The 13,519-nt window shown below is 68.8% G+C and carries 4 protein-coding genes; all 4 read left to right on the top strand.

The features are described from left to right. The first annotated feature begins 14 nt into the window (after positions 1–14). Positions 15–1,538, top strand: a complete 1,524-nt coding sequence (locus IG74_RS0102305; RefSeq protein WP_234334182.1) for a VCBS repeat-containing protein — start codon at positions 15–17, stop codon at positions 1,536–1,538. 121 nt (positions 1,539–1,659) lie between these two features. Beyond that, on the top strand, positions 1,660–5,295 hold the full coding sequence (locus tag IG74_RS0102300; RefSeq protein ID WP_234334181.1) for a LamG-like jellyroll fold domain-containing protein: 3,636 nt from the start codon (positions 1,660–1,662) through the stop codon (positions 5,293–5,295). Positions 5,296–5,393: 98 nt separating this feature from the next. Continuing rightward, the gene (locus IG74_RS0102295) at positions 5,394–12,287 is read left to right on the top strand and encodes a polymorphic toxin-type HINT domain-containing protein (protein WP_051854447.1); all 6,894 of its coding nucleotides are present in this window, start codon (positions 5,394–5,396) and stop codon (positions 12,285–12,287) included. A gap of 2 nt (positions 12,288–12,289) precedes the next feature. After that, on the top strand, positions 12,290–12,709 hold the full coding sequence (locus IG74_RS51840) for a hypothetical protein (RefSeq protein WP_158857378.1): 420 nt from the start codon (positions 12,290–12,292) through the stop codon (positions 12,707–12,709). The last annotated feature ends 810 nt before the right edge of the window (positions 12,710–13,519 follow it).

Genomic DNA, 13,519 nt, shown 5'->3' with positions numbered 1-13,519 from the left:
GCGGTGGCGCGCGGGTGACCGGATGGGGAGTGGCGGCGGCTCTCGTGGTGGCTGCCACGACGTCGTTCACCGCGGGGGCGTCGCCCGCGGCCGCCGCCACGTGTACCGAGGGGGCGGGATCGGACTTCAACGGCGACGGCATCCGTGACATGGCGGTCGCCGACCCCGAGGCCACCGTGGCGGGGAAGACCGCAGCCGGCCTCGTCCGTGTCGTCCTCGGCGGCGACAAGGGAGTCTCCGAGATCTCCCAGAAGCTGAGCGGCATGGCCGCGGACCCGGAGACGGGCGACAAGTTCGGGGCGTCGCTCGCGGTGTACGACGCCGACAAGGACGGCTGCGACGACTTGGTGGTCGGCGCACCGTACGAGGACGTCAAGACCGCCGACGGGGCTCAAGTGGACGCCGGTGCCGTGTACGTCATCCACGGGCGGCCCTCCGGCATCGGCGAGGGCTCATCCATCCGGAGCTACACGCAGGCGGGCCTCGACGGAGACACCGCCACCGAAGCCGGAGACCTCTTCGGCTACGCGCTGGCGGCGGGCGTCAAGTCGGGCGGCAAGCCGTACCTCGCCATCGGCGTACCGGGCGAAGCCATCGGCAACATCTCGGACGCCGGGTGCATCCACTACGTCCAGGGCACCGCCAAGACCACGGTCAACCAGGACGACCCGGACGTGCCCGGAGTGGCGGAGGCCAACGACCGGTTCGGGCAGTCCCTCGCGGCCACCAGCCGCTTCATCGCCGCGGGCGCGCCCGGCGAGGCGATCGGCGACGAGTCGTTCGCCGGGGCGGTGACGCTGTTCAACCACACGATCGACGACGGGCGGCCGACCTCGCTCGACGGGGTGGACGAGAACCACCAGGCCTTGGTGACGGGCGCGTCCGCCAAGGACGACCGCTTCGGCACGGCGCTGTCCATGGTTCCCTACCGGCCGTCGGGGGCGGACTCGGAGACGGACGCGCTGCTGGCTGTCGGCGCGCCCAACGAGAACGTGGGCACGGTCGCGGACGCGGGTGCCGTCACCGTCATCCGCATCAAGCCGTCCGGTGCCATCGCCGAGGTCGACTTCGTCGACCGGTTGGCATCCGGGGGCGACGAGCGGCCCGCGGCGTCGGACTTCTTCGGCCAGCGGGTCGCCCTGGCCAACACGGAGCCGGGCGCGACCGCCACCGCCGAGACGATCAGGCTCGCCGTCAGCGTCCCCAACCAAGAGGTGGGGGCCGCGGAGAACGCGGGTGCCGTGCACGTCCTGTCCCCGCTCGGCCCGTCCGGCGCGAGGGGCAAGGTCCTCACGCGGGGGCACGGCCTGCCGGGCACGGCCGAGGCGCGCGACTTCACGGGCCTCGGCCTGTGGGGCACGTACAAGGACCTGTACGTGGGCGTGCCCTACAGCAAGACGTCGGGCGACCGTAAGGGCCTGGTGTACGCGACGCCCTGGAAGCACATCGACGGTGGCACCGGATCGGTGCGCACGGTGAAGCCGGGGGCCAACGGCGTCCCGGACGAAGGCAAGGCGTTCGGCACGGACATCCGCTAGTCGGCACCGGGCGGCGCGTGCCCCGGGGGGTGCGCCGCCTCCGGCCCACGGCGCAAGCGCTTACGACGCAGGGGGAATCGTGAAGAGCAGGGCAGCACGGAGGGCGCGAAGAGCGGTCGCCGTGGCCGGAGTGATCACTGCCGTTCTGGCTGCCGGAATCACCGGCTCGCCGGTGGCGACCGCGGAGCCGTCCGAACGGCAGCCGGCGTCCCCAGGGACGGCACCGGGCACGGCACCGGGCACGGAGTTCACGGACGCCGCGGCCGCCCGGCGCGCGGACGAGTCGGGGAAGCGCGTCGAGGTCCTCGGGCGACGCACCGAACGCAGCCAGACGTTCGCGAACCCGGACGGCACCTTCACCGCCAAGGAGTTCGCGGAGCCGGTCCGTACGCGCAAGGACGGCGAGTGGACCGACATCGACACGACTCTGGTCAGGCGGCCCGGCGGCGCGCTCGCCCCCAGGGCCACCCCCACCGCCGTGACCATCTCGGGTGGCGGGAAGGGGCCGTTCGCCACGATGGCGCGGGACGGCAAGAAGCTCTCCCTGTCCTGGCCCGGCAAGCTGCCCGCCCCTGAGGTCGACGGCCCCACGGCCACGTACCGTTCGGTCCTGCCGGGCGTCGACCTGGTCGTCCGCGCGGAGACCGAGGGCTTCGCGCACATGCTGGTCGTCAAGTCCGCGGCGGCGGCCGCCCGTCCCGAGCTGGCCGCCATCGAGCTGCCCATCGACGCCGAAGGCCTGGACGTCGGCGAGGACGCGGAGGGCGGGCTCGTGGCGAAGGACGAGGAGACCGGGGGTACGGTCTTCGAGGCCGCGCAGCCGGTGATGTGGGATTCGAGTGGCCGAGGCCGGACCGCGGGCCCGCAGCGGCGCACCGCGACGGCACCTCAGGCCACGCCGGGCGACGGTGCCCGGGTCGCGGACGTCGGGCTCGGCCTGCGGAAGCACGCCATGACGCTGAAGCCGGACCTGAAGCTGCTCAGGGGCGCGAACACGCGCTATCCAGTGATCATCGACCCGGTCGCACGGACGAAGGGCCGTACCGGCTGGACCTGGGTGTCGTCCGCGAAGCCGGGGCTCGAGGGCTGGAAGTTCCCCAACTCCGACGACGGGGTCGAGTCCGGCAAGGGCGTCGGCCGCTGCCCGGCGAACTTCTCCGTGCGCTGCACCGGCAGCGACGACGTGCAGCGTCAGTACTACGCCCTGCCGACCGGAAGCTTCGAGGACAAGAAGATCCTCAAGGCCGAGTTCGCGATCACGCTGGTGCACACGTACAACAGCGAGGCGCGTTCGGTGCAGCTGCACCGGGTGAACAGCTCCGGCGGCAGCGCCATCAACTCCCGTACGAACTGGTCCAACAGGCCGTCCAGCAAGGACCACATCACCTCCGAGTCGCCGACGAACCCGACCGGCTCCTGCTCGGCCACCAACCAGAACGTGCGCTTCAACGTGAAGAGCACCGTGCAGAAGGCGGCGTCCAGCGGCTGGGACACCACCACGTTCGGACTCCAGGCCGCCAGCGAGGACTCCTACGCGTCGTGGAAGCGGTTCTGCAACAACGCCGCGCTCGAAGTGACGTACAACAGGCCGCCCTACCAGCCGGACATGGACGACCTGTCCATGAGCTCCGGCGGCAAGTGCGCCTACGGAGAGGCCACCAAGCACTACACGAAGAAGGTGCCGACGCTGGCGGCGAGGGTCTGGGACCCCGACCACGGCGACGCGAAGGGGAACACGGAGCAGCTGCGGGCCCAGTTCGAGATCTTCTGGACCGACAAGAACGGGAAGGAAGAGAAACGCGTCGTCACGACCCACTACAAGCAGTCGGACACCCTGCCCGGCCGTGACAGCGGCTTCGAGGACTTCACCTACACGGTCGGCAAGGACATCACGGGCGACGGCACAGGCGAGTTCAAGCTGCCGCAGAACACCGTGATCGGCTGGTGGGTGCGCGGTGGTGACGACATCGGCGGTTCGGACGAGTCCTGGGGCCCGTGGAGCCACGAAGGATCCGGCACCCGCTGCGAGTTCATCCTCGACTCAACCAAGCCCGACGCGCCCGAGGTGAAGTCGGAGAGGTTCCCGGACGACGGCAAGTGGCACGCGGGCGTGGGCGACTACGGCACCTTCGAACTGCATTCCGAGGGCACCGACGTGGTCAAGTACCACTACCAGTTCACGGGCGAGGCGAAGCGGACCGTCGTGCCCAGCGCGCCGGGCAGACCGGTCACCCTGCGCTGGATGCCCCAGCGGGAAGCCCCGGTGACGCTGTTCGTCTGGGCCGAGGACCGCGCGGGCAACAGCGAGGAGATCACCAAGTCCTACCGCTTCCGGGTCGCCAAGGGCCGCTCGGCCAAGGCGTCCTGGGCCCTCGCGGACCCCGTCGGATCCAAGGAGGCCGCAGGCAACGACAACACCGCGGCAGCCACGGCGGGCTCCGGCGTGACGTTCGGCGGGAAGGGGCCGCACGGCTCGGTGCGCACGGCGGCGACCCTGGACGGCGGCAGCGGCGCCTACCTCAACGCAGGTCAGCACATCGTCGACACGGACAAGACCTTCTCCGTCGCGGGCTGGGTGCTGCTGCCCGAGCTGCCGAAGACGTCGATGACGGTGATCAGCCAGGACGGCTCCGCCCAGTCCGGCTTCTCGCTCGGATACGACGCCACCTCCCGGCGCTGGTCCTTCCGGGCCCCCGACAGCGAGATCGGATCGGTCACCTCGTGGGAGGTCCAGGGCCCGAGGCCGGTGCCCGGCGAGTGGACCCACCTCGTGGGCGTCTACGACAAGGACGAGGTCAAAGCCGGCACGGACGGCACGATGCGCATGTATGTCAACGGCACCCTGGTGAACGGTGACATCCAGGAGCGTCCGACGACCTGGAACGCCACCGGCTCGCTCCAGATCGGGCGGGCCCTGGAGCCCGACGGTTACACCGCGCACCTCAAGGGGACGGTGGCGGACGTGCAGGTCTTCGACCGGGTCCTGGCCGTGGGCGAGACCCGGAGCCTGGGCGGGATTCCGCCCTTGCAGCTCGCCTACTGGGACATGGACGAGGCCGCTGACGGCACGGTGCCGGACCGTTCGGGCGGCAGGGGCCTGACGATGCGCGGCGGTGCCTCCCTCTACCAGGCGGACGACTCCTGCGACGTACTCGACCCGAACTGCAAGCCGGCCGAACAGCCCGTATGGGGCGACGGCCACCTGGCGCTCAACGGCAAGGACGGCTACGCGAGCCGTACCGCCGGACTGCTGAAGTCCAAGGCCAGCTTCACGGTCACGGCGCGGGCGCGGCTCAGCTCGCCCGACGCCACGGCCAGCCAGACGGTGTTCGCGCTGCCGGGGACCGAGGGTTCGGCGGCCACGGTCCGCTTCGACAAGGAGTCCGGCCGCTGGCAGCTGCGGCTGACCGAGAAGGACGCGCCGGACGCCCCCGCCCAGGAGGCGATCGCGAAGGGGGTCCAGCCCAGCACGTCGGGCGACGGTGACCACCTGGCCCTGTCCTACAACGCGCTCTTCGAAGAGGTCCGGCTGTACGTGAACGGCCAGTGGACGGACCAGGTCGTGAAGTGGCCCAACGAATGGGACTTCGCCAAGACCGGTCTGCAGGTGGGCCGCTCGGGGCTGACGTCGGGCTCCGCGTACTTCTCCGGCGCGGTCGACGAAGTGCGCGTCTTCGAAGGGGCCTTCGACGAGCCGCTGGTGGCCACCGTGGCGAGGCTGGAATCCGGTGTGAACCTGGACGGAACGGTGACGTAGGCGCGGGCAGGCGGGCGGGGCGGCTCCACGGCAGGGGCGCCCCGCCCGCCCCACGGCCCCGCGGACACAGCTCTTCTCACACTTCTCGGAGATATGTCATGCCTACGTCGAAATGGTTCCGCCTGCCCTCCTGGTCCGCGCACCCCGGCGCACGCCGCCAGGTCATCCTCGCCCTCGGCGTCTCACTGGCCGTGGGGCTGCTTCCGCAGTACGCCCCGGACGCGGCGGCCGACGACAAGGGCCGGACCCGGCCGGAAGTCCAGGACCTGGGCAAGCCGGTGTCCGGTACGAGCCTCAAGGGCGAGCGGCGCAGGGCCAACCCGGCCGAGAAGGCGCGGGTGGACCGGGCGGCCGCGGTCGACTGGCCGAAGCCCGGGAGCGACGCGGTGTCGCTCGGCTCCGCAGGCCGTACGGCCAAGGCGGAAGGCCTGCCGCTGGAGATCGGCCCGCCCAAGCAACGCACGAGATCCAGACCGGACACGCCGGACGCCGTCAAGGTCGACGTGGTCGGGCGGAAGAGGACGAAGGCAGCGGGCGTCGACGGCGTCCTGCTCACCGTCGCCGACGCGGGCAAAGCTGCGCGTGCGGGCCGGGCAGCCGGACCGGAGGCCGTTCGCGTCACCCTCGACTACTCGGGGTTCGCCGAGGCCTACGGCGCCGGATACGGATCCCGCCTCCGCCTGGTGCGGCTGCCGCAGTGCGCCCTGACCACACCGCAGAAGCGCGGCTGCGCCACCCCGCGCGAGCTGCCGACGGCCAACGACACGGCGGCCAAGACCCTGAGCGCGGACGTGCCCGTCACCGCGCGGGGAGCCCGGTCCGCCCCCACCGTCCTCGCGGCGACCGCCGGGGCCTCGGGCGACCAGGGCAGCTTCGGCTCGACCCCGCTCGCGCCCTCCGCGGAGTGGAGCGTCTCCAACTCCTCCGGCGCGTTCAACTGGTCGTATCCGCTGCGTACGCCGCCCGCGCCGGGCGGGCTCGTGCCGGGTGTCACCCTCGGCTACAACTCCCAGTCCGTCGACGGCCAGACCGCCGCAACCAACAACCAGGGCTCCTGGATCGGGCAAGGCTTCGGCTACGAACCGGGCTTCATCGAGCGGCGGTACAAGCCGTGTGCCGACGACGGCCAGAGCAAGACCAACGGCGACCAGTGCTGGGCGTACGACAACGCCACCATTCAGCTGGCCGGCGGCAGCTCCGGTGAGCTGATCAAGGACGACGAATCCGGCGAGTGGCGGATCAGCGGTGACGACAACAGCAAGGTCGAGAAGCTGACCGGGGCCAGCAACGGCGACGACAACGGCGAGCACTGGCGCGTCACCACGACCGACGGCACCCAGTACTACTTCGGTCTGGACAACCTGCCCGGCTACACCTCGGGCAAGGAGCAGACCGGCTCCACCTGGACGGTTCCCGTCTACGGCGACGACTCGGGCGAGCCCTGCTACGACGCGACCCTTGCCAACGCCCACTGCAAGCAGGCCTGGCGGTGGAACCTCGACTACGTCGTCGACCCGCACGACAACGCCATGTCGTACTTCTACGGCAAGGAGACCAACTACTACACGCAGGGCCTGAAGACCGACGAGAACGGCAAGGCGTACACGCGCGGCGGGTACCTCAAGCGCATCGACTACGGCCAGCGCGACGGCAAGGTCTACAGCACCCCGGCCGCAGGCCGCATGGTGTTCGACACCGACGAGCGCTGCCTGGCCGCGGCGGCCGACTGCCAGCCCGGCGACCTCACGGACGCGACGGCAGGCCGCTGGCCGGACGTGCCCTGGGACCTCAACTGCAAGGCCGACACCAAGTGCAAGGGCCAGAACAGCCCGACGTTCTGGACCCGCAAGAAGCTCAGCAAGGTCACGACGCAGATCCGCTACGGCGACGGCTACGCGGACGTCGACTCCTGGACCCTCGGCCACCTCTTCACCGACAACGGCGACAGCTCGAAGTCGCTGTGGCTCAACACCATCAAGCAGACCGGCCACGCCGGCTCCGGGACGGCCGAGACCCCTGCCGTCGAACTCCTCGGCCAGCAGCTGCCCAACCGCGTCGACAAGCCCGGCGACAACATCCAGGCGATGAACCGCTTCCGCATCTCGGGAGTCGACAACGGCTCCGGCGGTCAGCTGGACATCCTCTACCGCGAGGCCGAGTGCAAGGCGTCCTCGCTGCCCGACGCGGACAGCCCCAAGAAGGCGTGCTACCCGGTGAAGTGGAATCCGCCGGGCGCGGAGGATCCGATCACCGACTGGTTCCACAAGTACCTGGTCGAGCGCGTGGTCGAGGACGACGTGACGGCGGACACGCCGGACAACGTCAGCGAATACGACTACCAGGGCGACGCGGGCTGGAAGAAGGCCCGCGCCGACGGCATCACCAAGAGCGAGTACCGCACGCACAGCGACTGGCGCGGCTACGGCAAGGTCCGGGTGACCAAGTCCGACGGCACCGTCAGCTCCGCCAATCAGCGCACCGAGCACGTCTTCCTGCGGGGCCTCGGCGGTGAGGTCACGGACTCGACGGGCACGAAGCACGCCGACGAAGAGGAGCTCTCCGGCCAGGAGCTGGAGACGATCACCTACGACGGCGGATTCGCGACCGACAAGATCGTCTCGAAGAGCATCAGCACGACGTGGAGCAGGGCCACCGCGACCCGGGTGAAGGACTGGGGCACCCGCAAGGCCTACTACGTACGCCCGCAGACCACGCGGACGTACACCGCCCTGCCGGACAACAAGTGGCAGGAGGTGGCCGCGACCACGCGCTACGACGCGGCCACCGGCCGCGCGGTCGAGACCGACGACTACGGAAAGATCGGCGACAGCGGCGACAACCAGTGCGCCCGGACGGAATTCGCGGACAACAAGGCCAAGAACATCTACGACCTGGTCTCCCGCGCCGAGAAGGTCGCCGTCACGTGTGACGCCAAGCCGGACCGCAAGACCCAGGTCATCTCGGACGAGCTCACCTTCTACGACGGCAAGGGCCTGGGCGAGGCTCCGACCAAGGGCGATGCCACGAAGGTGCAGCGCCTTTCCAAGCACGACGGCACCACGCCCACCTACCAGACGGTGTCCGAGGCCACGCCCGCGGACTTCGACAGGTTCGGTCGTCCGCTGAAGGCCAAGGACGCCAAGGGCATCGAGACGAAGTTCGCGTACACCGAGACCGACGGCCTGACCACCAAGCAGACGGAGACGAATCCGCTCGGCTGGCAGGTGTCCACGGAGTACGTGCGCTCGTGGGGCGTTCCCGCCGCGCAGATCGACATGAACGGCAAGCGCAGCGACCTCGGCTACGACGCGCTGGGCCGGCTCACCTCGGTCTGGCTGCCCGACCGGTCCCGGGACAAGGACTTCACTCCGTCGATCAAGTACAGCTATCTGATCCGCAAGACCGCGTCGACAGCGGTCAAGACGGAGCGGATCGAGAACAACGGCACGTCCTACGGCACCGAGTACACGATCTACGACGGCTTGCTGCGGCCCCGCCAGCAGCAGTCCGAGGGACCGAACGGCGGCCGTATCGTCGCCGACACGCACCGCGACGGTCTCGGCAACGTCATCGAGACGGCTTCGGACTACTACACCACCGGTGCCCCCACGGCCACGATCTTCAAGCCCGGCGGCGAGGTGGACGGCCAAACCACCACGCGGTACGACGGCGCGGGCCGCAAGACGGCCGAGATCTTCAAGGTCGCCGACGAGGAGAAGTGGCGCACCACGTACGCCTACGACGGCGACCGCGTCCACGTCGACCCCCCGTCCGGCACGGCGCCCACGACGACGCTCACGGACGGCCGCGGCCGGACGACCGAGATCCGCCGCTACAAGGGCGACAAGCCCGCCCCGACGGGCACGTCCGCGGACTACGAGGCCACGTCGTACACGTACACCCCTGCCGGACAGCTCAAGTCGGTCGAGGACTCGGCGGGCAACACCTGGTCGTACGGATACGACCAGCGCGGCCGCAAGACGTCGGCCACCGACCCGGACACCGGCAAGTCCACCTACACGTACGACTCCCTGGACCGCCTGGTGTCCACCACGGACATGCGCGGCAAGTCGACGTCCACCAAGTACGACGAACTGGGCCGCCCGGCGTCGACGTGGGAGGGCGAGCCCGACAAGGGCACCCAGCTGACCGCGACCACCTACGACCACGTCGCCAAGGGCCAGACGTACGGCACGTACAAGTACGAGAACGGCAAGGTCCAGACCTCCACGCTCAACGTCCAGCTGGACGAGCTGTACCAGCCGACGCTGACCAAGGTGAACCTGGGCGGTGACACGGCTTCCGAACTCGCGGGGACCTACGAGTTCGGGACCCAGTACAACCCGGACGGCACGGTCCAGTCGCAGAGCATCCCCGCCGCGGGCGGCCTCGGCTCCGAGACGCTCACCTACACGTACGACGCCCTGCAGCGTCCGACGCAGCTGCTGTCCACCCTGGACGGCAAGCGCCAGGGGGCGTACGTCGGGCAGGCGTCGTACGCCCCGACCTCCCAGCTCCAGCAGCTGGAACTGGGCACGGTCGGCGGCTCGGACGGCAAGAAGACCTGGCTGACCTACGAGTACGAGCGCGGCACCGACCGTCTGAAGAACTCCAGCGTGGACGTCTCGGGCGTGGACGCGGTGACGTACGACGCCGACTACACGTACGACGCGTCCGGCAACGTCACCTCGATCGCCGACACGCCCCAGGGCGGCCAGGCGGACGTCCAGTGCTTCCGCTACGACTGGCAGCGGCGCCTGAAGGCCGCCTGGGCGACGTCCAACTCCTCCGACGGCGCGGCGGGTTCCGGCAAGCAGGACAAGGCGTGCGCGAGCGATCCGAGCGCGACGACGCTCGGCGGTCCGGGAGCCTACTGGCAGGACTTCGACTACGACGCCTCCGGCAACCGGAGCAAGCAGGTCCTGTACGGCGTGAGCGGCAAGCCGGACGTGACGCGGACGTACACCTACGGCAAGGACGCGGACGGCAACGGCGGCCCGCACACCCTCACCAAGGTCGTGACGGACACCCCCGCCAGCAGCAGGGGCCCCGCGATCAAGGCGCAGGACACCTTCGCCTACGACGCGGCGGGCAACACCCGCCAGCGTGTCCTGAACGGCACGACGCAGGATCTGAGCTGGAACGCCGAAGGCAAGCTCACGAAGTCGGCGAAGCCGGACACGGAGGCCACGGCCTTCTCGTACGACGCCGGAGGCAACCGGCTGCTGCGCAAGGAGCCCGGCGAGCAGACGCTGTACCTGCCGGGCATGGAGCTGAGCCTGAACACCGCCACGCGCAAGGTGGAGGCGACCCGCTACTACGGGTTCGGCGGCCGGACCGTGGCGATGCGCACGCCGAACGGCGTGCAGTTCCTGGCGGGCGACCACCACAGCACCTCGCTTGCGGCCGTCGACGCGGCGTCGGGCCAGGTCACGCGGCGCCGCATGGATCCGTTCGGCAACGCACGGGACACCGGGTCGGTCGAGCCGTGGGTGGACGACAAGGGCTTCCTGGGCAAGTCGGTCGACGCGACGACGGGCCTGACGCACATCGGCGCGCGGGAGTACGAGCCGGAGAACGGCCGCTTCGTCTCTGCCGACCCGCTGATCGACTTCACCGATCCGCAGCAGATCAACGGCTACGCGTACGCCAACAACAGCCCGGTGACGCTGTCCGACCCGACCGGCGAGAAGCCCGACGACTGCATCTACGCGGGCGTCACGTGCCGGCTGAAGGACAACGGTGGCTGGGAGGTCAAGCCCACCAAGACCTACTACCGGTACTACCAGCTCGACAAGACCCCGGCGCAGCGGAAGGCCATCGTCGCCCGCACCCGGGCCGACATCCAGCAGAGCCGCGCCGTCCTGGCCGCCAAGGAACTCGGCAAGATCATCCAGGACGAGCTGGGCATCACCGACGCGCTCGACTGCTTCAGCACGGGGAGCCTCGGCTCCTGCGGGGCGACGATCCTCAACGTCGTCACGAGCGCGATCGGCGCCAAGATCGGCCAGTTGACCAAGAAGTACTTGTTGAACTGGCGCAAGGGCGTCGCCCTCGGCAAACGGATCTGGGGGCTGCTCGGCCAGCTCAAGGACAGCGTCGGCAAATGGCGCACCCTGGACAAACGGGCCGACAAACTGGAGGACGCGGCCGAGAAGTCGAGCTGTGTGAGCAACAGCTTCACACCCGCGACCAGAGTCCTGATGGCGGACGGCAGTACCAAGGCCATCAGAGACGTCGACGTGGGCGACAAGGTCCTGGCCACCGACCCGAAGACCGGCAAGACGAAGGTCGAGACGGTCACCGCCGAGATCAAGGGCAAGGGCGCCAAGCGCCTGGTCAAGATCACGATCGACACGGACGGCAAGAAGGGCACGAAGACCGCCTCCGTCACCGCCACGGACGGCCACCCCTTCTGGGTCCCGGAACTCGGCGAGTGGATCGACGCGACGAACCTCAGCTCGGGCCAGTGGCTCCGCACGAGCGCGGGAACGCACGTACAGATCACGGCAGTAGCCCGCTGGACCCAGTCGGCGACGGTGCACAACCTTACGGTTGCGGATCTGCATACGTACTATGTGGTGGCGGGGGCCAGGCCAGTACTGGTTCACAACTGCAATGATGGGTATGCGGACGTCTACTTCGATGACGTCGAGGGACACGCGTCCATCTCGGTAACGCATGGAGACACGACGATGCACACCGAGGCGGGTTCGCAGAAGGGCTCGAATTCGGTTCCTGGTGTTCGCACCAGGTCTCACTCGCCCGGCACGATTGTTGTCAGGGTCCCGCTTCCCGACGCAAGGAATGCGCAGCGGGCTCAGTATGCTATGGAGGACGTCAACCTCGGTCCGCACGACAACGATACAAACAACTGCGTGACCTATTGTGCGAGAATTTTGAAGGCTGGTGGAGTAGGCGTACCAGCTAATGACTCTCAGAATATCGCCGGTTGGCTGCTCGGTTCTTCCCACAAGCAGAGGAGGCTCTAGTCGTGGCAGCTGATGGTTGGGAGTCGCTCAAAGGCCAGTTGCCGAACTGGGAAGCGCCCGAGGAGTTGCGAAGCCCTACGGCTTCAACGGCGATCAATCTTGCTGTTCAGATGATGGGCAGCAACATGATCGGCAACGATGTGATTGAGGTTGTCGCGGAGTTCGTTTCCATAAAGGCTCGAATTGAGTTGTGGATGGGGCATCGCGAACCCCCTCTGACGCTTGGCCAGAAGTTTGCTGTTGGTCGAGCCGGTTCGGAGGGACTGCGAATCGCTTATGAATCCTGGGTCAGCTATGAAAGAGCATATGGTCTGGCGGGCGGGAATATATCGCAAGTCAACCAGGAGAAGCGCGCGCTCATCGATGCCGTTCGTGAGGCCACTGCCATCCTCGCTCGCGCGAAAGCTGACTGCGAGGCTTGACTCGGTGGGGTGTCCGAGTGCCCTCTCCGCCATGGTCTGTGCTGTCGCAAGTGTGCGGCTCCATCGGGTGTGCTCTGGTGGGGCTTTCGGGGGGCCGTGACTGCAGTAGCTGACGGCGACTGTGGCGGACACCAGGTGACGCCCGCTGCAGTTGCCGTGCAGGTGTCGGGCGAGTGCCTGAGGTCGTGGCAGCGGATGCGGCGGAAGCCGGCGCTGAGGAGTCACGTATCTCCACGCCGCGGCAGATGGCTCGATCGATGTGACCGGCGCAGCCCTTGGAGTCGGTCACTGCGGTGGCGTTGATCTAGTACGTGCTCTGCTGGGCGACCTCTCGGCGGTGCGTCGGATGCTGGTCCGACAGGAAGGCGTCTTTGCTGAATCGCCGCCCTGGTCAACGAGATCATCTTGCGGCGGCGTCCTTCGCCGGGGCAGGTGGGGGAGTCCTGCGAATGAGCGCGTGTCAAGAGGCGATGGAAGCGGAGGGACCGGCTAGTTGGCAGGCGTGGCGGTGATTCAGGCCCTTGGGATGTGACCGAGAGGCGAGGCGGACGAGGGGCAGTCGGTTTGGGTAGTCTGTTCGTCCCGGACGGCGCGGGTGTGATGCTCAAGCTGATACTAGGACTGGGCATCGATGTCTTCGGGGTCACCGTCGTATCGGGAAGCGATCCAGTTGCAAGCCTTTCGAGCTTCCGCCGACTGGCCCTGGGATCAGGTGCGGAGAGAGCTGCTGAGGGAGCTTGCGACCGCCGGTGCCGGGCCTGTGGAGCAAGTGGCGGGCGCGGGAGTGGATCACGACCATGCCCATCCGCC

It is taken from the genome of Streptomyces sp. NRRL B-1347, from assembly GCF_000720325.1.
Classification (GTDB): domain Bacteria; phylum Actinomycetota; class Actinomycetes; order Streptomycetales; family Streptomycetaceae; genus Streptomyces.
This window is presented reverse-complemented; position numbering and strand designations above follow the sequence as displayed.